22 protein-coding genes and 1 riboswitch are annotated in these 21,715 nt (G+C 46.5%); of the genes, 2 read left to right on the forward strand and 20 right to left on the reverse strand.

Annotation, left to right across the window (positions count from 1 at the left end):
- Positions 1–65: 65 nt before the first annotated feature.
- The 4 genes from pulA to DHL47_RS10485 form a co-directional block, all read right to left on the reverse strand.
- Positions 66–2,378 carry a type I pullulanase gene (gene pulA, locus DHL47_RS10470; RefSeq protein ID WP_209551854.1) on the reverse strand — a complete coding sequence of 771 codons (2,313 nt, stop codon included), beginning with the start codon at positions 2,376–2,378 and terminating at the stop codon, positions 66–68.
- Between the two features lie 21 nt (positions 2,379–2,399).
- Positions 2,400–3,350 carry a diacylglycerol kinase family lipid kinase gene (locus DHL47_RS10475; RefSeq protein WP_128836141.1) on the reverse strand — a complete coding sequence of 317 codons (951 nt, stop codon included), beginning with the start codon at positions 3,348–3,350 and terminating at the stop codon, positions 2,400–2,402.
- An 8-nt stretch (positions 3,351–3,358) separates the two neighbouring features.
- On the reverse strand, positions 3,359–5,317 hold the full coding sequence (gene ligA / locus DHL47_RS10480) for an NAD-dependent DNA ligase LigA (protein ID WP_209551842.1): 1,959 nt from the start codon (positions 5,315–5,317) through the stop codon (positions 3,359–3,361).
- A 92-nt stretch (positions 5,318–5,409) separates the two neighbouring features.
- On the reverse strand, positions 5,410–5,919 hold the full coding sequence (locus tag DHL47_RS10485) for a QueT transporter family protein (RefSeq protein ID WP_128836139.1): 510 nt from the start codon (positions 5,917–5,919) through the stop codon (positions 5,410–5,412).
- Positions 5,917–6,027: riboswitch (PreQ1 riboswitch) on the reverse strand. Its footprint overlaps the gene before it by 3 nt.
- A 28-nt stretch (positions 6,028–6,055) precedes the next feature.
- Between DHL47_RS10485 and DHL47_RS10490 the strand changes: the two genes are divergently transcribed.
- Positions 6,056–6,493 (forward strand): GtrA family protein, encoded by a 438-nt coding sequence (locus tag DHL47_RS10490; protein WP_128836137.1) that lies wholly within the window; start codon positions 6,056–6,058, stop codon positions 6,491–6,493.
- A gap of 409 nt (positions 6,494–6,902) precedes the next feature.
- Positions 6,903–7,307, forward strand: coding sequence for a GNAT family N-acetyltransferase (locus DHL47_RS10495; RefSeq protein WP_209551855.1), 405 nt, complete (start codon positions 6,903–6,905; stop codon positions 7,305–7,307).
- 37 nt (positions 7,308–7,344) lie between these two features.
- Here the strand turns inward: DHL47_RS10495 and DHL47_RS10500 are convergent, their stop codons facing one another.
- The 16 genes from DHL47_RS10500 to DHL47_RS10575 form a co-directional block, all read right to left on the reverse strand.
- Complete coding sequence (locus DHL47_RS10500) at positions 7,345–8,052, reverse strand: B3/B4 domain-containing protein (RefSeq protein ID WP_128836135.1); 708 nt, start codon at positions 8,050–8,052, stop codon at positions 7,345–7,347.
- A gap of 9 nt (positions 8,053–8,061) precedes the next feature.
- Positions 8,062–8,511: a MarR family winged helix-turn-helix transcriptional regulator gene (locus DHL47_RS10505; RefSeq protein ID WP_209551843.1), complete on the reverse strand. Its 450-nt coding sequence runs from the start codon at positions 8,509–8,511 to the stop codon at positions 8,062–8,064.
- Between the two features lie 137 nt (positions 8,512–8,648).
- Positions 8,649–9,665 carry a hypothetical protein gene (locus tag DHL47_RS10510; protein WP_209551844.1) on the reverse strand — a complete coding sequence of 339 codons (1,017 nt, stop codon included), beginning with the start codon at positions 9,663–9,665 and terminating at the stop codon, positions 8,649–8,651.
- A 1-nt stretch (position 9,666) separates the two neighbouring features.
- Positions 9,667–10,623 carry a YihY/virulence factor BrkB family protein gene (locus DHL47_RS10515; protein WP_209551845.1) on the reverse strand — a complete coding sequence of 319 codons (957 nt, stop codon included), beginning with the start codon at positions 10,621–10,623 and terminating at the stop codon, positions 9,667–9,669.
- A 46-nt stretch (positions 10,624–10,669) separates the two neighbouring features.
- The gene (locus DHL47_RS10520) at positions 10,670–11,527 is read right to left on the reverse strand and encodes a methionyl aminopeptidase (RefSeq protein WP_209551846.1); all 858 of its coding nucleotides are present in this window, start codon (positions 11,525–11,527) and stop codon (positions 10,670–10,672) included.
- Positions 11,528–11,548: 21 nt separating this feature from the next.
- Positions 11,549–12,826 carry a CBS-HotDog domain-containing transcription factor SpxR gene (spxR, locus tag DHL47_RS10525; protein WP_209551847.1) on the reverse strand — a complete coding sequence of 426 codons (1,278 nt, stop codon included), beginning with the start codon at positions 12,824–12,826 and terminating at the stop codon, positions 11,549–11,551.
- The gene (locus DHL47_RS10530) at positions 12,819–13,370 is read right to left on the reverse strand and encodes a GNAT family N-acetyltransferase (protein WP_128836125.1); all 552 of its coding nucleotides are present in this window, start codon (positions 13,368–13,370) and stop codon (positions 12,819–12,821) included. The genes spxR and DHL47_RS10530 overlap by 8 nt, the downstream gene beginning before the upstream one ends.
- 33 nt (positions 13,371–13,403) lie before the next feature.
- Positions 13,404–14,663: a UDP-N-acetylglucosamine 1-carboxyvinyltransferase gene (locus tag DHL47_RS10535; protein ID WP_128836123.1), complete on the reverse strand. Its 1,260-nt coding sequence runs from the start codon at positions 14,661–14,663 to the stop codon at positions 13,404–13,406.
- Between the two features lie 698 nt (positions 14,664–15,361).
- A complete protein-coding gene (gene metK, locus DHL47_RS10540) occupies positions 15,362–16,552 on the reverse strand; it encodes a methionine adenosyltransferase (RefSeq protein WP_209551848.1) in 1,191 nt (396 codons plus the stop codon).
- Between the two features lie 158 nt (positions 16,553–16,710).
- Positions 16,711–16,866, reverse strand: coding sequence for a hypothetical protein (locus tag DHL47_RS10545; protein ID WP_209551849.1), 156 nt, complete (start codon positions 16,864–16,866; stop codon positions 16,711–16,713).
- A 407-nt stretch (positions 16,867–17,273) separates the two neighbouring features.
- The gene (locus DHL47_RS10550; RefSeq protein WP_209551850.1) at positions 17,274–17,603 is read right to left on the reverse strand and encodes a hypothetical protein; all 330 of its coding nucleotides are present in this window, start codon (positions 17,601–17,603) and stop codon (positions 17,274–17,276) included.
- Between the two features lie 15 nt (positions 17,604–17,618).
- Complete coding sequence (locus DHL47_RS10555) at positions 17,619–17,900, reverse strand: hypothetical protein (RefSeq protein ID WP_128836117.1); 282 nt, start codon at positions 17,898–17,900, stop codon at positions 17,619–17,621.
- A gap of 38 nt (positions 17,901–17,938) precedes the next feature.
- On the reverse strand, positions 17,939–19,672 hold the full coding sequence (locus DHL47_RS10560) for a hypothetical protein (RefSeq protein ID WP_338060118.1): 1,734 nt from the start codon (positions 19,670–19,672) through the stop codon (positions 17,939–17,941).
- Positions 19,656–20,108, reverse strand: coding sequence for a hypothetical protein (locus DHL47_RS10565; RefSeq protein WP_209551852.1), 453 nt, complete (start codon positions 20,106–20,108; stop codon positions 19,656–19,658). Before DHL47_RS10565 ends, DHL47_RS10560 begins: the two co-directional genes overlap by 17 nt.
- A gap of 366 nt (positions 20,109–20,474) precedes the next feature.
- Positions 20,475–20,942 (reverse strand): hypothetical protein, encoded by a 468-nt coding sequence (locus tag DHL47_RS10570; protein WP_209551853.1) that lies wholly within the window; start codon positions 20,940–20,942, stop codon positions 20,475–20,477.
- Positions 20,943–21,275: 333 nt separating this feature from the next.
- The gene (locus tag DHL47_RS10575; protein ID WP_338060119.1) at positions 21,276–21,710 is read right to left on the reverse strand and encodes a hypothetical protein; all 435 of its coding nucleotides are present in this window, start codon (positions 21,708–21,710) and stop codon (positions 21,276–21,278) included.
- Positions 21,711–21,715 lie beyond the last annotated feature (5 nt).

Genomic DNA, 21,715 nt, shown 5'->3' on the forward strand with positions numbered 1-21,715 from the left:
ACTCACTTAAGGAAAGACTTTGGATAACTTTGTCTTCAGTCTCAACGTAAGAATAACAGGTATTCTTACGTTTTTTCTGCATCTAGGACTTGAAAGACAGTTGCCGTCAGATTTTCCACATAGAAAGGTTTCTTATGGCGGCTGTTGCCGGCCACTAAGCGCAGGCGGTCAGCATCATTAGCTAGGTAGTACGGCAGGCCGCTGGCATTAAAGATGATTTCATAATGCTGCTCATCCTTGATCTCAAAGATAATTAGGCCGCTGCCCTGCTCTGCTGATTTGACAAAGACATGCTTATAAATATCTTCATAGGTCTGATAGGAAAATTCTTTCGCTGTCTTTTTTAAATGAATGATGTCTTTAATATAGTCAATGCTGTCCTGGTGCTGGCTGATAAGGTCCCAGTTGACCTGATTGACCGCATCCGGCGCATTGTAGCTGTTCATAGCTCTTTCGCGGTCGCTGGCCAGAATCTGGCCTTCTGCTCCGGTCCCCAGCAGCTTGCTGCGGGAGAACTCCTGCCCCAGCTCCATAAATGCCATGCCCTGCATGAGCAGGTTCATAGCTGTCGCCAGCTCAATCCGTTTGGTGCGGGTCAGCTCATCATCATCCGGATGCAGATCCGCCAGCAGGTCATGCAGGTTGAAATTGTCATGGGCTTCTACATAGTTGAGCACCTGCTGCGGCAGCAGATAGGAGCCCAGCTCACTGCTGCCCAGAATGGACTTGGCCACAATATCCTCCGTAGCCTGACCGCTGACAAAACCGGCTTTCAGGCCGCCATAGACCTCTGCTCCCTTGACAGCATCGCGCTCAGTATCATTGAAAAAAGCGATCCGCGGCATCTGGTAGGCATTGTCTTTCTTAGCCTTGTCTTCCGGCATCAGTCCGGTGCCCATATCCCAGCCTTCGCCATAGAGCAGGATACGCGGATCCACCTCATCCATCGCCTGACGGATTGCATTCATCGTTTCTACATCATGAATGCCCATCAGATCAAAGCGGAAGCCATCGATATTGAACTCCCTGACCCAATAGAGCAGAGAGTCAATCATGAACTTACGGAACATCTCATGCTCACTGGCCGTTTCGCTGCCAACTCCCGTTCCATTTTGGAAAGAGCCGTTGGCATTCATACGATAGTAATAATCCGGCACAGTCGCCTGAAAGGCCGAATCATAGGTGGAATAGATATGATTGTAAACCACATCCAGTGTCACAGAGATCCCCGCATCATGGTAGGCCTGAATCATCGTTTTCAAATCACGGATGGCCTGCGCTGGGTCAGCAGGATTGCTGGAAAAGCTGGTTTCCGGAGCATTGTAATTCTGCGGGTCGTAGCCCCAGTTGTAGGTGACCTGTCCTGTCTGGTCATAGTCCTTGTGCCGATCGGAGATTGGCTGCAGCTGAACGACATTGACGCCCAGCTTTCGGACATAGTCAAACCCTGTAGGCTGACCCAGATGATTTTCAGTGCCGGTCTGGCAGGCTCCCAGAAAGGTCCCGCTCAGGCGGCCGGCAACCCCTGAGCTCTCCGACTTGCTGAAATCCCGAATATGCATCTCGTAGATAACGGCCTGATTGGGATTGTCCAAACGCCAGACAGCTTCTCTGCCCTGACGGACATGAAAGCCCGGCACCTGCCTCTCCTCTGCTGTCAGAATAGCCGAACGCTTGCCGTCAGGACTGGTGGCTATGGTATAAGGATCGCGGCTGTAAAAGTTCCTGTACTCAAAGCTGACATGATACTGATAGGCCTTCCCAGCTAAGTCCTCTGTCAGCTCCGCTGTCCAGACGCCGATGGTATTATCAGCATGATTCTGAGAGTAAACGGTCCCTTTTTCCATAGGAAAAGTCTGATAGACCGGTGCTTCATTGCCGGCAGACTGGTAGATTACCAATTCTACTTTTTTAGCCGTCGGTGCCCAGAGCTTGAAGGTGTGGCTTTCCCCCGTCTGACGGTGTCCCAGCCAGCCCTGATAGCCCCAGCATTCGTCAAAATAGTCCGGCCTCAGAGCCATATCAAAGTTATGAGGCCGCCGGCGTGAATACTGGTGACTCGTCGTTGCAGCCTGCAGGGAATAATAAACCTGATGGTCCCCTTCAATCAGCCAGACCTCTGTCCTTAAGTGAGGGGGCAGCAGGTCAATACGGTAGTCGCAGGACTGACTGGACCAGTCCGATCGTTTGATAATGACATGGGCATGGTCCAAGGGGTCCCAAGTCTGGAAGGACAGCTCGCCCTGAATACCGAAATAATCCAATTTTGAAAAGGAGGACTCCTGGCCCCATTTATTCATCTGCCACTGCCACATATCATAGGAGAAATAATCTCCTTTTGGATTGTGGTAATGGACTAAGACCTTATAGTCTAACATTTTCATCAATCTCTTCTCTAGTTACTCTATGGAAAGAGCGTTTTCATTTATTTCATCAATATTCGCAAAAAATTCCAAGTGGTTGCCCAGCACTTCCAATTCGACCGGTGTATCACCGCCGTATTCGCCATCCAGATTCAGCATGAAAGGCTCTTTTTTATCCAAAATTTCCAGTTTCAGTCTGCTGGTTTTCAGATACTCGACATTGACATCCCCTACATGCTGGCCGCCGTTAATGGCCTGCATCATCAGGCCTAGCATATCAAAGAGGTTGGCCGTTTTGACCAAAATCAGGGTGAAATTGCCATCATCCAGCTTGGCATCAGGCGCCAGCTGCTCAAAGCCGGCAATCGAATTGGTCAGCGCAGCAAACATCAGTGAAATTTTCCCTTCAAAAACACCGTGGTCATGCTCAATGCGGACCTTGCGGAATTTGGAGCGGGGCAGAATCTTGGCTCCCTCAGCGACATAGGCAAAGTAGCCCAGACGGGACTTGACCTCGCTGGGAACACTGTAGGTCAGCTCCGTCAGGGTCCCAGCCGCTGCAATGTTGATAAAGTATTTGCTGCCGTAGGCCCGGCCGATGTCCATCTTGATCGTCTGATTCTTTTCGATAATGCGGGCTGCGGCCACAGGATCGCCCATCGGAATCTTCAGTGCCCGAGCATAGTCATTGGTGGTGCCGGTCGGAATAAAAGCCAGCTTGGGTCTGCTTTCCAGCCCGGCCACTCCGTTGACCACTTCATTGATGGTCCCGTCGCCGCCTGCGGCAATAATCAAATCAAAGCCAGCTCTGGCCGCCCGTTCTGCTTCTTTCTGAGCAGACAGGGGCTCCGGAGTTGTCTGATAGGCACTGGTTTCATAGCCGACATCTTCTAAAACATCCAGCACCTCTGCAATATTTCTCTTGATAATTTCCTGTCCGGAAGTTGGGTTGTAAATCAGTCGCGCTCGTTTTGTCTTATCCTTCATATTCAGCCTCATAAGCGGTCAAGCCAGTCCTCACCGCGGATGTCAATTCCCAGTTCCTGAGCCTTGGTCAGTTTGCTGCCGGCATCTGCACCGGCCACTACCAAGTCTGTCTTTTTAGAGACGCTGCCTGAGACATTGGCGCCCAATTTCTGTAATTTTTCCTTGGCTTGAGTCCGTGTTAGTCTTTGTAGTTTGCCAGTAAGGACAACTGTCATACCAGATAAGGCCGCATCAGCAGCAACCTTTTCACCCAGATAGTCCAGGTTGACACCTGCCTCCTTGAGTTCGGCCAGAAGGATTTGGGAGCCTTCCTGCTCGAAATAAGTATGCAGGCTTTGGGCAATCACCGTGCCGAGACTGTCAATAGCGGCAATCTCTTCCTGACTTGCCTGAGACAATGTCATCATATCATGGAATGTTTCCAGCAAAATCCTACTAGCCTTGCTTCCCACATGGCGGATTCCCAGTCCAAACAAGAGGCGTTCAGCCGAGTTCGCCTTGGAAGCTTGAATAGCAGTATACAATTTATTTGCTGATTTTTCCTTAAAATTTTCCAGCTGCAGTAAATTTTCTGCGGTCAGCCGGTAAATACCGGCTACATCCCGGACCAAATCCTGCTGAAAGAGCTTTTCTACCACTGCCGGACCAAGCCCTGTGATATTCATGGCGTCACGGCTGGCAAAGTGGATGAGTCCTTCCTTGATCTGGGCCGGACAGAGCGGGTTGATGCAGCGCAGAGCTACTTCGTCCTCAAAGTGCAGCAGCGGACTGTCACAGCTAGGACAGGCTGTCGGGATTTGCAAGGGCTCCTCCGATACCCGCTTGTCCTCCACCACGCGCAGGACCGCCGGAATGATATCCCCTGCCTTGTAGACAATGACCGTGTCGCCTTGGCGAATATCTTTCTCAGCGATGTAGTCCACATTGTGCAGCGTCGCCCGGCTGACAGTGGTGCCGGCCAGCTGGACCGGTGTCAGATTAGCGGTCGGCGTCACGACCCCGGTCCGCCCCACAGTCCAGTCAACTGACAGCAGCTGGGCCTCCTTTTCCTCGGCCGGAAATTTATAGGCAATCGCCCATTTAGGCGCCTTGACCGTGAAGCCCAGCTCTTCTTGGACGGCCAGATCATTGACCTTGATGACAATGCCGTCAATCTCATAAGGCAGGCTGTTTCGCTCCTGAGCAATCCGCTCAATAAAGTCCCAGACCTCATTGATAGAAGCCGCCAGAACATAACTGTCATTGACTGAAAAGCCATAGGAAGAGAGCTTTTGCAGGACAGCTTCCTGACTGCTCTCCTGAGTCGGACTGGCTTCTTGATAAAGGAAGGTGGCCAGATTGCGCTTGGCTACAACCGCCGTATCCAGCTGGCGCAGTGTCCCGGCTGCCGCATTGCGGGGGTTGGCAAACTCAGGCTCGCCCTTCTCCTGCCGCAGCTGATTGACCGCATCAAAGGAAGCCTTGGGCATGTAGCACTCCCCGCGCACTGTCAGATTGAGCGGCTCTTTCAGAGTCAGGGGAATATCCTTGACCCGCTTGAGGTTTTCGGTAATGTTTTCCCCGACCGAACCATCGCCCCGGGTCGCCCCGGCTGTCAGCACGCCATTTTCATACACCAGAGAAATAGACAGTCCGTCTATTTTTAGCTCACAGAGATAGGAAATCTGAGGAAATTCCTTTCTCACCCGCTGGTCAAAAGCCACTAATTCTTCACGTGAAAAAGCATCCTGCAAACTAAAGAGAGGATACTGGTGTTGATATTTCTCAAATCCTTCTAGAATCTTTCCACCCACCCGGTGTGTCGGACTGTCGGGCAGGATATCAGTTGGGTACTTTTTCTCTAACTCCGCCAGCTCACGATAGAGCTGATCATATTCGCTGTCTGATACGCTGGGATTATCCGCTGTATAGTATTCATGGGCGTAACGGTTCAGCAACTCTACTAATTCTGACATTCTCTTTTTCATACTTCTATTTTATCACAAGTAGGCAAAATCTTCCCGTTTTTATGCCCAAAAATGAAGAAACAACCATGACAGCGCACAGTTGTTGAAAGAGATTATTGTGTCAAATCAATATAAGCAGCCAGTCTGTTTATCAGCAGAGCTCCAATCAAGAGGGAAGCCAGCTCTCCCGCTGCTGTTGTCAGCCAAGTAAAGAAAAAGGGCGCACCCATCAGGAAATGCAGTTCCGCAGCAATGGTCACCATACTGAGGGAAAAGAAAAGGGAAAAGTAAAAATGATCCAGACGCATCAGGCCGCCTAAGATAAAGCGGTCCTTGAATTTGCCAAAAAGAACGACTCCCAGAGTCAGAAATACCAGGGTAGAGCCGCCGCCGACCAGCACATCAATCAGCATGGGACTGAAGAAATTGGCAATCACACAGCCCAGCGTTACGCCGATGATATATTTCTTATTGTAAAAAGCAGTGAAGTTCAGCATTTCAGCAATGCGAAACTGAACAGCTCCAAAACTAATCACATTGAAAGGCGGTGTGACCGTTAAGACAACATAGACAGCCGCGACAACAGCAATCTGAGCCATATCGCGTGCAGTTAATTTTTGCATAAGAGATTCTCCTTTAGCGGCCAAACCGCTTCTACTATGCTTGACGAAAGAAGCTAAGCGTCAAGGGCTGCATGAATTCAAATTACACAGCATTTCAAGTATAGCATAAAACTGTAAAATATGATAGACTAATCTTATGAAAAAATTAATCAAACGCTTCTTTGACAACGAGGTCCTGTCTTATCTCTTTTTCGGTGCAGCAGCGACCCTCGTTTACATGTCCACACGTCTGGCCATCTTCGCCCTCAGCGGCCATACGACATTCTCTACGATTACGGCCAATGTCACAGCCGTTCTCTTTGCCTTTGTCACCAATGACACCGTTGTATTTAAGCAGGAACGCAAGGGCTGGCAAAAGCGTCTGATTAAATTTGCCTTGGCTCGCTCGGGTACACTTTTGCTGGACATTGTCCTTGCACAAGTGCTGGTGGACATCTATCCAAATATCATCGGACAGTTTGTCGGCAACAACCGCAGCCTGATCAATTCAATCGAATCCCTCTTCTCCCAAGTGCTGATTATCGTCCTCAACTATATCTTCAGCAAACTCTTTATCTTTGAAAATAAAAAATAAGAAACTGGCGGTGGGACAGAGGCTGAGACAGACTCCCATGATGGCTGCGCCCTCACCCGCAGAGGGATGTATCTTTGGGAAGATACTGTATAAAAGTCCTTCAGCCTCGCTTTGTTTTGGTAAAAAACTCTTGACGCGGTAGCTGATTGCTCAAAAGCTCCAGTGGAGGTTTTGAGGTTAGGATGTGTCAAGACTGTTCGTCTTTTAGACTCCAAAAAGTTCCTACATTGAGGAAAACTCTGTTTTCCTTATCCCCAACCTCTCATAGTCCCCCCCGGACTGTTTTGACACAAACTGCGTTTATTTTATCCCCAACCTCTCCCAGTCCACCCGGACTGTTTTGACACAAACTGCGTTTGTTTTATCCCCAACCTCTCCCAGTCCACCCGGACTGTGAGAGCCTCGCGGGCTGGGAGTGAAAAGGTTTGGGGAACCTTTTCAGCCTGAGCTTAGAAACAAAAGAGAGCCCTCAGACAGTCAGGCCCTGGACATCTATTTAGAAGATGAGGAAGGAAATCTCATTGCCGGTATGGCAGCCGAAACTTTCGGAAATTGGCTGGAAATAGAATATTTATATGTGCAAGAGGGGTTGCGAAGGCAAGGCATCGGCTCAAAAATTTTTAATTTGGCAGAAAAGGAAGCCAGATTAAGAAAGTGTAAATATTCATTTGTGGACACTTATCAGTTTCAAGCTCCGTCTTTTTATAAAAAGCATGGCTATAATGATTCACATTCAATGCATGAGCTGCAGTTTCTTACCAAGCAGAGAAATATAGTGAGGTATAGATTGAAGCTGCTTTGCCCTAATAAATAAAACTGGACCAGATAATTCTGATCCAGTTTTTTGATCCTTAAATGTCTGCACTTGGACTTTCCGCCGTCAGATGGGTAATCTCCCCCTTGATAGCAAAGTATTCCTGCACCAGACTTTGCAGTTCCTTCATGGCTGCCTGGGCACGCGCTGCCTGCTCACCATTAATGGCCTCAATGACCAAAACAGCATCTTGGGTCTCTTCCGTCAGCATGGTCCGCTGGGCTTCCCGCCAGTTGAGACAGCGGCAGACCGCTCCCTCATCATCATAGTAAATGATTTCCTCTGGCAGAGCCGGCGCGTCGCTCTCAGCTCCCAGCGGAAAGAATGGCTCTCCTCCTTTTGCCTTTCCCAGATGAAGACCGCCCTCAATCTTGTCCAGATCTTCGCCGCCGCAGGGCAGCGCATAGGAAAGAGAAACGCTGTTGTAAATATCGACCAGCGGATTGATGGGGTTAAATTCCCGTCCCTGACTGACCCGCTTGAGCAGGGCTTCGATAGAAGAACGGGCTCCTTTCTTGGTCTTGAATTGGCTGAAGGCCTGCCGCCAGTCCTGAATAACCTCATTCTGGGTGAAGTTCTCATCGGGAATAAAGTCTTCCGCCCGCTTTGCTCCCTTATCCAAAAGCGACTTGAAATAAGGATCCTTGCTCTCATCTACACGATTGTCCAATCCCTTGACAGCCATGATGCTAATCTGTGCCTGCGGGAAAAGCTCCCAAAATTCATTTTCAACTGTAATTTTCATGGTGTAACCTCAATACTTTCTTTTCAGTCCTTTTTTAACCCAATCCCAGTCGCCCGTGATATTCTCGCGGATCCGAACCAGCATCTCTTCCAGCTGCTCAGCCTCACTGCCCGAAAATCCCTGCAGAGCTGTCTGCTCAGAATAGTTATTTTCTGCCAGAATGAGGGGATACAGCGCTGCTCCTTTATCTGTCACAAACCACTCCTTGTTTTTGCGGCTGTGGGCAGCCGGCCGCTGCTCCAGCAGGCCCTTGGCCTCCAGCTTCCTGACTGAGCGGGCCACCGTCGAGCGATCCACCTTGAGCAGCTCGGACAGCTCTTCCTGGATAATGCCCGGATGCTCCGCAATGCGCACCAGATACAGATACTGGCCCCGCGCCAAATCTATGTCGCGAAATTCAATATTGGCAATCGAATCCAAGGCCCGGGCGATGATTCCAATCTCACGCAATACTGACATAAGCCCTCCTTTGGTTTTTATTTGAAACGAGTATAGCATATTTTTATTGAAAATGCAATAAAATAACCCAAAAAAGAAAAAGAGGAGAAGCCTCTTTCCAGTTGGTGACTGTCTTAATCTAACAAAAATATATTTGACTAGCTTTCCCTTTCCTTATAGTATTGTTGCAGCTCTTCTGCGGAATTAACGACATGTTCTTGACCGTCTACCGAGTATTTGGCAGGAATGGTCACATTTTCAAAGACATTGGTGCCGGGAGGGAAGAAGAGTTCGGCAACCTTCTGAACCCACTCAATATCGACATCTTCCTTTAAGAAAGCTACATGAGAATCAGACTTTTGCATAATCTTATACAATTCTGGATAGTCTTGGGCAAGAACGGCCTTCTTAAGATTCTTTCGAGGGTAAGTATCATATAGGTCGACACCTGTCATAGACACACCGACGTCTTGTTTCTCAAGATTATCGTGAAAGCTCGTATCAGAAACAAAATTACTTTGAAGATACGACTTATCCAGCTTCACCTCACTAGCTGGCACAATCTTCCCCTCATCCAAATCAATAAAGTAAATCTTATAGTCTTCATCTTTTTCAGCATGTTTGGGGTGGAGGATAATTCTAATATATCTCTTTTCGTCAGTCGCATTTTTTCTTATGCCGATTGAATCAACTTCAGAAGGCACGAGATTCCCATCAAAGGAACGCACCATCTTAAAGATATCAAATTCTTTTCTTTCTAATCTTTCTCCCTCTGGCTTATAAACAGCTAACTTCCAATATTCCCCCTTTTCCGGTACATTCCGGTTAAATCCATCTAAGCTGTATTGCTTTGGACTGTTTTTCAATTTCATGTATGTGTTTATAAAATAGCCATACTCAAAAGTTCTTATATTATCAAATTTCCCAACTTCCGACTCAACTTTGGCCATTTGTTGCTCTTCTTCCGATTCGACAAGTTCCCAATTATAAAATATAGCTTTCTCCCCTTCAAAAAAGGCATAATTCAGACGATACTCGGGCGCATAGTAAGTATATTGGCCGTAGTTTTCCTGAAACTGAGCCTTTTGCCATCGGTCCCAGATCTGATAGCCTATAAATCCCAGAAGCAGGATAGCCGCAAGTGCTATAATTTTTCCTTTGGTTATTTTTTTCATTTTATCCCCTCTCTCTTCTGCTTAGACACTTGGTTTCGGATTCCATCTCTCCCTCCATCTTCTCCTCTTCTTCCCTGAAGCGCTCGATGAGCTCTCCGCTGCGGCTTTGGAATTGGTCTACATAAAGGCTTTGGATACTAGCATTAAGGACAGCCCCGACAATCAGAATTTTGGCAATGAGGATAAACCAAAACATAATAATAATCAGCACGACCGATCCGACAAAGCGGGCATCCAAAAAGCGATTCAGATAGGCTTCTACATAAGCACTGAAAAGATTCATCAGACTGTAAATGACAATAAGGACAAAGGCTGCGCCCGGCAGGACATAGCGAATCTTGGGAATTTTGACATTGGGCAGGGAATAATAGAGCAGCACCAAAGACAGGAAGAGCATGAGGTAAACCGTTGGCTCCGTCATGGTCAGCAGCTGCTGATAAAGTCCTTGATCAAAGCGCCACATGCTGTAGAGAAAGCCCACCAGCATGCGGCCAAACATGGTCAGAGCCAGCGACAGACCCAGCAGGAGCTGCAGTCCCAGACTCATGATAAAGCCAAATATCCGGCTCCAAATCATCCCCCTCCCCTGACGGACTCCATAGCATTTATTAAAAGCCTTTTGCAGAAAGGCGATGCTCTGGGAAAAGGTCCAAAGAGCAGACAGGATTGAAATGCTCAGCAGACCGGTGGAAGGCTTGGTGAGCACATCTTGGACAATCTTAGCAACTGTGCTGTAGAGCGAATCCGGCAGCAGGTCCTTGAGGACAGCCAGCAGCTCATCCGGCTGAATCTGGAAATAAGGCAGGATGTTGGCCACAATCAGTAAGAGCGGAAAAGCCGATATCAGGAAATAATAGGCCACCGCAATGCTGGTCATATCCGTCTCAGCCGACTTGTAAAAACGGAAAAAGGTCCTTAAAAATGGATGTTCCCTTATGGTCTTGAAAAAGCTTTTCATATCAGCCTCCTATAAAAAAGCTGGAGTCAGTCCAGCCTTTGTCTTTCTAATAAGTCCCTTCTTCTCCCTGACTGGTCAAAATCACAGGGCCGTCTTTGCTAATGACAAACTGGTGCTCATACTGGCAGGAAAGTCCGCCGTCAAGAGTCTTATGGGCCCAGCCAGTCTCAAAATCGGTATCGATTTCCCAGGTTCCGGTCGAAATCATAGGCTCAATGGTCAAGACCATGCCTTCACGCAGACGCAGACCGCGGCCGGCCCGGCCGTAGTGGGGCACCATGGGCTCCTCGTGCATGGTCGGACCGACTCCATGGCCGACCAAATCGCGCACAACGCCGTAGCCATGGCTTTCAGCGTATTCCTGAATAGCTGCGCCGATGTCACCGATGCGATTGCCGACCTTGGCTGCTTCAATCCCGCGGTAGAGGCATTCCTTGGTCACATCCATCAGCTGCTGAGCTTGAGGGCTGACCTGCCCCACTGCATAGGCCCAGCAAGAGTCCGCCACCCCGCCGCGGAAATTCTCAGTATACTGCTTCATGAGCTTCACATTATCAAAATCCAGCTTGGAGACATCCAGCTCGGCCTTGTCCACCAGACCGACTACCATATCTACCTTGATCAGATCGCCTTCCTCCAGCTTTTGGTGGCGGGGAAAAGCATGAGCGACTTCGTCATTGAGCGAGCAGCAAGTCGCATAGGGATAGTCCATGACAGAGCCTTCTACTCCGATCTGCAGGGGCAGAGCATTGTCTTCCTTGCAGCGTCTGCGGACATATTCCTCAATTTCCCACATATCCAGCCCCGGCCGAATCAAATCTCTGAGACCGATATGGATGGAAGCTAAAAAATCTCCGCTTTTGTCCATCAAGTCAATTTCACGCTGTGATTTTAAGGTAATCATTCTTTCTTTTCTTTCCTCTTCTTAATTAATTTTCACTGTAATTGTTGCTTTGGCAATCAGCACGGCATCCAGATACATTTCGTAGTCAACAATGGCTGTCCGTCTGGTCTGCCGGATAATGCGGGGCTGAATGTGCAGCAGATCATCAATCTGAACAGCCTGAAAGAAATAGATCATCATCTGATCAATAATCAGGCTGCGGCCGCTGTTGACCATGAGCTGCTGCGTGATACGGGTCAGGATTTCTGTCAGAACGCCGTTGGCCAGGACTCCATTTTGCTCCAGCATAAAGGGCTCCACGGTGAAAGAAAACAAATCATCCTGCCGCTGCAGCTTCTGAGCGACCTGCTCGCTGAAGGTCGGCAGACTGGAAATCTGCGACCGGCTCATTTTTTCCATAATATCCCGCCGGGTAATGACCCCCAGAAGTGTCTGATTACCGCGCACGACCGGAATCATCTCGAAATCTTCTGCAATCATGCGCTGGCTGATATTGGCAATATTGGCTGACAGGCCGGTCATAAAGACCTTGCGGGTCATGACCTTGTCCAAGGTTGTCAGAGGCGACTTATCACCTGCATCCCGCATAGTAACAACACCGACCAGCATCTGGTGCTGATTGATGACGGGAAAACGGCTGGCCCGATTGCGGCGGACCAGATCCAAATAATCGCGGACGGTATCTGTATCGTGCAGAAAGCCGTATTCATGAGCAGAGCGGTAGACCTGCTCTACCGTCAGTATATCCGTCTTGATCTGCATGTTGGACAGGGCCCGGTTGATCATGGTTGCTACCGTATAGGTGTCATGCTTGGTCCTGAGTACCGGGATATTGAGACGGTTGGCCAGCCTGAGAACATCCGGACTGACCTCAAAACCGCCGGTCACCAGCACAGCATTTTCATTTTCCAAGGCCAAAATCTGAATCCGGGTCCGATCTCCGACAATCAGGAGCCCGCCCTCCGTCAGATAGCGCAGGATATTCTGCTCGGTCATAGCCCCGATAGAAAATTTGTTGAACTCTTTGTTCAGACCAGCCTCACCGGCCAGCACTTCCGAGCCGGTAATCTCCACAATTTCCTTATAGGTCAGATGCTCCAAAACCACTTTCTTGGACTTGACCCGGACCGTGCCGCTGCGGGGCCGCGTTTCAACAATCCCGCGATTCTCCGCTTCCTTAATAGCCCGATAGGCCGTGCCGTCACTGACACCCAGATAATTGGAAATGCTGCGGACGCTGACCCTCTTGCCAATAGGCAGATTTTCAAGATAGGCTAAAATTTCCTGATGCTTACTCATTGAAATCTCCTCTCTCATAGCGATATTCCATGTAATCCCGCATCTTTCGCGTGTAGCGGTCGCTTCCCTTGAATTGGCGGTAAAGCCTAAAGCCAGCCTTTTGGGCAACTTTCTGACTGGCCAGATTTTCCACATGGGTGATAATCGCTAAGCGCTTCAGATCAAACTGGGTAAAAGACAGGAAAACCATCTCTCGGACAACTTCTGTCATCAGGCCCTGTCCCCAATAATCCTGCCGCAGAAAATAGCCCAATTCTGCCTCTTTTTTTATCTCGTCTATTTTTTCAAACTTAACAGAGCCAATCATTTCCTGACTTTCCTTATCACAGATAGCCCAAATCCCCAAGGGATTTTTCATAAAATAATTGGCAATTACATACTGACTCTCCTGCAGACTGGCCTCGGTCGGAAAGATAAACTGGGTATTGTCAGGATTGGAGGCAATTTTATAAAGGGCTGCCGCATCCTCAAAGAGGACCGGCCGCAAAAAAGCATGGGCAGTCTCTGTAAAGGAAAAGGCTGCTAACTGTGTCCACAAATTCATCTGCTACCTCTACAAAAAATAAGCGAGACCCGCTTATTCTTCGATGAGCTGGATATCCGCACCCAGACTCGTCAATTTTTCAATAATATTGGAATAGCCGCGCAGGATAAACTCCACGTTGGTGATTTCGGTCCTGCCTTCAGCCATGAGCCCTGCTATGACGAGAGCTGCACCGGCCCGCAGATCCGTTGCCTTGACAGATGCCCCCTGCAGCTGGTTGGGGCCCTCATAGACAATCTGGTCCCCTTTGGTGGCAATTCTGCCCGCCATCTTGGCCAATTCTGCCACATGATTGACCCGCTTTTCATAGATGGTATCAATAATCTTTCCATGGCCCTCAGCCGTCAGCAAAAGCGGCGTAATCGGCTGTTGTAGGTCAGTTGCAAAACCAGGATAAGGCGAGGTTTTGATATGAATGGCTCTTAAACTCTCCTGCTTCTCGACAAAAACACTGTCCTCAGAAACAGTCATCCGAACTCCCATTTCCTCCAGCTTGGCAATGAAGCCTTCCAAGTGCTCATAAAGCACATTGCTGATCTGAATCCCATGGCCAATAGCGGCAGCCAGAGCAATATAGGTCCCTGCCTCAATTCGATCAGGAATGACCTGATGGCGGGTCCCATGAAGGCGCTCAACGCCTTCAATCGTGATGATGTCAGTCCCAGCCCCCCGAATATGAGCTCCCATATTATTCAAGAGGGTCGCCACATCAATGATTTCTGGCTCCCGCGCTGCATTTTCAATAATCGTACGGCCCTTAGCCTTGACAGCAGCCAGCATAGTATTAATGGTCGCACCGACGCTGACCGTATCCATGTAAATACTGGCTCCTTTAAGCGGCTGACCGCCGGTAGCCAGATGCATAGCATTGCCGCTCATGGTCATCCGCGCCCCCATAGCCTCAAAAGCTTTGAGGTGCAGATCGATAGGCCGCGGCCCTAAATCGCAGCCGCCGGGCAGGCCGACTGTCGCTTCGCCGTAACGGCCTAAAAGACTGCCGTAAAAATAGTAAGAGGCCCGCAGACTGTTAATCTTTCCATAAGGCATGGGCATATTTTTCAGACCGCGCGGATCAATTTCCAAGCTGTCCTCACTGCGCTTGACTTTGGCTCCCATAGCCTCCATGATGTCAATCAGGCTGTCAACATCCGAAATAGCCGGAACGCCGTCCAGCGTCACAATATCATCCGCCAGGATAACAGCCGGAATCAAAGCCACCACACTGTTTTTGGCACCATTAATAGTCACCTCTCCTTTTAAGGGGCGACCGCCGTTTATCACAATTTTTTTCATGTTGAATATTAAGCTCTTTCAAGGTATTGCTATTTATTATATCACAGATTTGCGAAATTTCCTAGACTTTTGAAAAAATCAGGACAGAGAGGGCAAATTGAAATAAGATTGAAACAGAAAAAAGAGGGGGGCGGGAAAGAACTCCAAACAAGTCAACAGAGTTCATCTTCCCACCCCCGCGAGGTTGAAGGACTCTTTTATACAGTATCTTCCCAAAGATCCATCCCTCTGTGGGTGAGGACACAGCCATCATGGGAGTCTGTCCCAGCCTCACTTATCCACAACCTTTCTACCTCGCTATCCTATTTCTAGGTTCGGGCCGAGGCTGAGACAAAAGTCCTTCAGTCTCGCTTTGTTTTGGTAAAAAACTTTTGACGCGGTAGCTGATTGCTCAAAGCACTGCTTTGAGGTTACGGATGAAACATCCGTTAGGATGTGTCAAGACTGTTCATCTTTTAGACTCCAAAAAGCTCCTAATCATCCTCGCGGGGCTGGGACGACGAACTAAATTTTTTCAAAATTTAGTTCTGTCCCACCGCCCTTATCCCCAGCCTCCAGCAGTCCTTCCGGACTGTTGGAGCAAGGCGATCTAACGACGGAATAAAAGATAAACGAAATAACGATAAACTCAAAAGACCGGACTTTTTGCCCAGCCTTTTTGTATATTTCTATCGTCCGATTTACAAGACCTAGCGGTTCTATCGGACGGCCGCTTTCAAAGCAGCTGCTTTGTCCGTTTTTTCCCAAGGCAGATCGATATCCGTCCGTCCCATATGGCCGTAAGCCGCTGTCTGGCGGTAAATCGGCCGTTTCAGATCCAGCATTTGGATAATGCCGGCCGGACGCAAATCGAAAATCTGACGAACCGCTTCCTGCAGCTTGCTTTCTGAAACAGCACCTGTCCCAAAGGTATCAATGCGAACCGAAACCGGCTGCGCCACACCGATGGCATAGGCCAGCTGCACTTCTGCTTTCTTGGCCAGTCCGGCTGCTACGATATTTTTGGCAATATAGCGGGCTGCATAGGAAGCCGAGCGGTCAACCTTGGTCGCATCCTTGCCAGAGAAAGCACCGCCGCCGTGACGGGCATAGCCGCCATAGGTATCAACGATAATCTTGCGGCCGGTCAGACCGGAATCCCCCTGCGGCCCCCCAATGACAAAGCGGCCGGTCGGATTGATAAAGAATTTGGTCTGCTCATCCAGATATTGGGCCGGAATCACGGCTTTGATGACCTTGTCAATCACATCGCGGTGAATCGCTTCATTGGTCGCTTCTGGGTCATGCTGGGTGGAAATGACCACCGTATCCACGCGCACCGGCTGATCCTGCTCATCGTACTCGACAGTCACCTGTGACTTGGCATCAGGCCGCAGGTAGCTGATTTCGCCTGATTTGCGCAATTCTGCCAAGCGGCGGACCAGCTGATGGCTGAGTGAGATGGGCAGCGGCATGAGCTCTGGCGTTTCATCCACGGCAAAGCCAAACATAAGCCCCTGGTCTCCTGCACCAATCAAGTCCAGCGGGTCCTGGTCTGCATTTCCGCGCACTTCCAGCGCTTCATTGACCCCCTGAGCAATATCCGGCGACTGCTCTACCAGCGACGGATGGACACCGACCGTCTCAGCAGAAAAGCCATAGGCCGTATCGGTATAGCCAATCTCAGCAATGGTATCGCGAACCACCCGGTTGATGTCCACATAGGCCTTGGTCGAAATTTCACCAAAAACATGGACCGACCCAGTATAGACAGCTGTTTCAGCTGCCACATGGGCCTCAGGATCCTGCTCTAAAATCGCATCCAGAATCGCATCTGAAATTTGATCTGCAATCTTATCCGGATGCCCCTCCGATACAGACTCAGACGTGAAAAGTTTACGTTCTGACATAGAAATGTCCCCCCTTAAATAAATTGTTATAGAGTTACAAAGCACTGATAGGAAATTCCTACCACCTTATCGGGACTATATAACGCCTTTATTATACCACTTTTTATTAAAAAAATCAGAATCTTTTAAATAGAAAAAGCTATAGCCGGAAACTATAGCTACCCCTGCTGCCAGTTGGCAACGTATCCTAAATGATAGGTCCGAATAGCCCGTTCCAGCTCCAATGGCAATCCTGCTAAAGATTTGGCCGGCGGATGTTCAATATCGGACTCTGTATTAGGATGAAAATCCTGTGAACCCGAATAAACTGCCAATCATACGATAACATGTTCGATGAGATGTGATACCCGCTTCTGATTGGAACAGCATCAAAGCCAACACAGAAACAGCTGAAAACTTGCACTCTTTCACCTTCTTACGTGGACCAGCTCATCAGGAGCGATTCTTTGATCGATGTCAGGGCAGACTTGATCAAGCTGCAGCATGCTGAGTTGAAGATAGCGGCGTTTGGCTGTATAAAAGAAATACCCATTTGGTTTCCTCTGCTTTTTTCTTTACTTGCAGTGTAGACCAAATGGGCTTTTTTGTGAAACAGCATCAGCTGGCAGCAGGGGGACATTTTTATGAGCATTCCATCTGATTTCATCTCAATTCTCAGCAAATATACTTCTGCTAGGAACTGCTTCCTACGTCCCTTAAACTAGAAAATTTCAATGCCTGCTTAGTCATCTTGCTCTCTGGCTTTTTTCTTATAAAGCGCATCTAAATGCTCCTCATAATCCCAACGAAGTTTCGAACGTTTCTCATCGATATCATCGATTTGCTCCAGAACCTCTTTTTGAAACAGTTCCGCATTGGTATCCATTTGAAAAATATCTGTATAGGCTTCTACAGGCAATTCCCCATCTGCTATCTGGTAAACCTCATCTTTCAACTGCTCCGTCGTATAAAGGATATAAGACAAATTATCTTCTAGGTATTCCTCTTTTTTCTTTAGCTCCCTCATGCTTTTATCAAACTGTTCATCTAGTTTATAAATTTCTTCATTCATCTTTATTCCCTATGACTAACTTTTGATTGGGCTTGTCAACTCTGGTTTTGGCATTTGCGACAGATAGTCTTTGGCTGCATCTGCTGCTTGCCCTTCCAGCCCATCCGTAATATTTGTGCTATACGTATTTTTTGCATAATCTTGAAGTTCTTGCGCTTTGCTATTTAACGTCTGCTGAAGCGCCTCCCTCTTAGCCTTAGCAGCAGCTACAGAGGCTGTAACTGCTGCTCTCACAGCTGCTCTTTGTTGATGTTTTAATAGTTGTATTATTAGATTTTCATTTATTTTTTCGGCCATAATCGTCCTTTACTCCTAGCGTTTGCATTTAGGCTGAATCAAGAGAAGGCTGCAAAAATATCTGCAGCGCCCTGAACATCGACTTCCTCAAGGGCCTGTGCACACCGAATCATGCTTTGAGAAAAATCAGTCATCTTGGTTTCGAATTCTTTTAAATGATTAATATTTGATTCGTAAATCCCAGAATCCCACAAGTTTTCAAAGGTTAATTCCAACATTAAATCCTCCAACTCCGAAGCAGACAGCAGGTGCCCTAAAGTCTGAATCGCACTTCTCTTGGATTCGATAAATTCCTTAAGATTTGATTCAGCATCGGCCAAGGTGGTTTTTACTTCAGCTATTTTTTGTTCAATATCTGAGCCGGCCAATTCTACAGCCATGTACAATAGCTGAGTCCTCAGCAAAATGCGCTCGTTGTAACTGCCTGCACGCCTGATTCTTTCATGAAAATTATTGGGATTATTAAAGTCAAGATTCTTTCGATTCCATTCCAAGGACTCCTTCTTTGCATCCTTGATGATTTTCGTATACTCTTTTTGATAATCTTGAAACACTTTTGAGAGTTTATCTTTATTTTTAGAAATTTCAGCAAAATCATCCCAACTCAGTCCCAATCTTTCTTTTATATTCTCTATACCTGCTATAATAGGAAGCAGATCCTCCGCTTTTAAACCCGTTTGCAGCAGCCCTGCTAATCTGCTAAACTCCTCCGGACTCATGGTTACTAGTTTTTCAATCGCTTTTTCCGGAATATACTTTTTTAAATTTTCAATGCTCTTTTTGTTTAATTCCGCAAGTCTATGACCAGCTTTCCATAACTCAGGATGGTAATCCTCAGAAACAGTCAAGATATTTCCCTTGCTATCTATCTGATAAGCGCCAAAGTCATGGGAAGAGTGTTTATCCATCATATTTGTATATTCAATGGGAACTACCACTCTGACATCACCAAGCTGCTGATCCCAAGGCTTTTCACGATTGAGCATACTAACAGGATCAAAAGGGTTAACATAATAAGTTGTTTTAGCATCTAATTGTGGGATTTTATCGCCATAACCTGCTTTTTCCAGACTCTTAGTAGGATCCGGACCATCAAAAAGAACAATATGGCCAACCTTATTCAACTCTTCCTCATTAAGTCCTGCAACTCCCTGTATCGAAGTCATCGTCCCCAACGAATGAGCCGTTATATCCATCTTGGCATCTGGTGCTGCATATTGGTTTAGTTCAGCTATTTTTGCCTTCATGCCTTCAGTAGCATGCTTGGCTTGAGGAATAATCGCGTCTGTCAAAGCAAAGGCCGCATCATTGTATACCCAATCTTGGAAGTTGAAATCGCTAGGATTATAAGTTTTCAAGTACCCAACTGGGTCCTTTTGTACCTTACCAATATCAATTCCGAAACCATCGCTCCCACGAACGGCAAAATAGGTCTGTTTGGTATTTTGGTTAATCGTATCTGTATCAGTGACATAGTAGGCATTGTAGCCTGTCTTTTTGTCTTCAAGCAGTCCTTCATTGTCAGGTTGAAGATAAACCTTCCCTTGGTTGGGGAGGTCAGTGCCACCACCTTGGGTAACTTGGCCTTTTTTATCTTTGGCATCTTTAGAGAAGTCAAATACTAAAGACTTACCAGAATTAAGTATTTTTTGTTCTTCAGGAAGTAATTGTTCAAAACTAAATCCATTCGGTCTATCCCTATAGGCTGATTCTGCTAATGAAGCATATATATTATTAAAATTTTTCAAATTCCAATTAGGCAAAAAGATCACCTCTTATTCTTAATTGATTACTAAGGAACATCCCATCCATATTTAATGTTCCATCATCATTTATTGGAATTAATATTCCCCAACTTGAACTGTCAGCATTATTGAAGCCTCCATAAATTTGCAACATTTCCCCCCCACCTTGAGGAGTACCATTACTCGCTTCACTCCATCTAACCCCATCCCAATCAATCTGAACTGATTCGACTTTTGGACTCTGGGCCTTCACAAAATCAATTATTTCTTGCTCATGATCTTTGAGATAAGCGAGCTGTTTTTGCTTGATAATTTCCTCGTCATCTTTGATAGCCTTTTTTGAAGAAGTAACTTCCTTATCTTGTTTATTACTTTCTTTTTGAATCATGGCACATCCTCCTATACTTACTACTGCTATTATTGATGCAACTGTTGCAATTATGATTTTCGTTTGTTTATTCATAACGTCTCCTTGTATGGCTTTATTAATATTATACCGCTAATTTTTTCGTCTAACAATATCAAGAAAGTTATTAGCTCAATTTTTTACCCTGTGGCTAATGTCCCCCTGAATAACTTCAAATACCTAACTAGTGACACAGTAGGCATTGTAGCCTGTCTTTTGGTTTTCAAGCAGTCCTTCATTGTCAGGTTGAAGATAAACCTTCCTGCGGTCGGGGGAGATCAGTGCTGCAATCTTGGGTAAGTGGGCCATCTTTGTCTTTTTATTTTTTGAATAGTCAACTTCTGTAAATTGTTTTGAATATATAATTCAGGAAATAAATTCAGGCGAGATGTGTAGGAGCTTTCTGAGATAGATGAATAAATATTATGAAAATATTCTCCAACCGCCATTTTCATTGATATATATATCATGAAGCATCCCCATTTCTCCAGTATTTGGGATACTGTCTTGGTGCTCTATGTAAAAATCTACCGAAAATTTTGTATTATCTAAATTATTAACCTTACCAGAAATAGCTAAATTATAGCCGCCGCCCTGTGGTGTCCCGTTTCCTGACTGTCCAACACGCATACTTCCCCAGTCAATCTGAACTGTTTCAACCTTTGGACTTTGAGATTTCACAAAATTGATTATTTCCTGCTCATGTTCTTTGAGATAGGTGAGTTGTTTTTGTTTGATAGCTTCCTTGTCATCTTTGATAAACTTTTTTGAAGAAACAACTTTCTTATCTTGTTTATTACTTTCTTTTTGAGTCATGGCGCACCCTCCTATACTTACTAGCGCCACTATTGATGCAATTGTTGCAATTATGATTTTTGTTTGTTTCTCCATAGCGCCTCCTTGTATTGCTCTTTTAATATTATGCTACTAATTTATCCTTCTAACAACACCAAGAAAGTTAAAATTTTTCTTTTTAACCTTTTTACTGCTGTTTTCTTGAATGGCTAACAAACCTGTATCTGTCACATTGATTTCCCTGAATCAAGTATTTTCAGCTTTCCAAATCTAATTGTTCATATGGAAACTTTTTGGGTCTATCTCTGTAAGCTGACTCGGCTAATGAAACATATAGATTATCAAAACTTTTTAAATTCCAATTTACCATATATCACCTCATTCGAATACTTTCAGCTAATCTATAAATTTATTTGAATCCCAATAATATTATGAAAATATCTTCCAGACCCCATTTTCAATTATATAAATTTTATTAAACATCCCCATTTCTCCAGTATTTGGGATACTGTCTTGGTGCTCTATGTAAAAATCTACCGAAAATTTTGTATTATCTAAATTATTAACCTTACCAGAAATAGCTAAATTATAGCCTCCGCCCTGTGGTGTTCCGTTCCCTGACTGCCCAACACGCATACTCCCCCAATCAATCTGAACTGATTCAACCTTTGGACTTTGGGCTTTTACAAAATCGATGATTTCTTGCTCGTGTTTCTTGAGGTAAGCAAGCTGTTGTTGCCTGATGGCTTCTTTGTTGCCTTTTTTTGATGAAGATATGATTATCTTCTCCTGATGATTTCTTTTTTGACTTATGATATATCCTCCTAGACTTGCGAACGCTAGGATGGGTAAGACTATAGCAATGGCTG

The organism is Streptococcus panodentis (assembly GCF_017884005.1).
In the GTDB taxonomy this organism is placed as follows: Bacteria; Bacillota; Bacilli; order Lactobacillales; family Streptococcaceae; genus Streptococcus; species Streptococcus panodentis.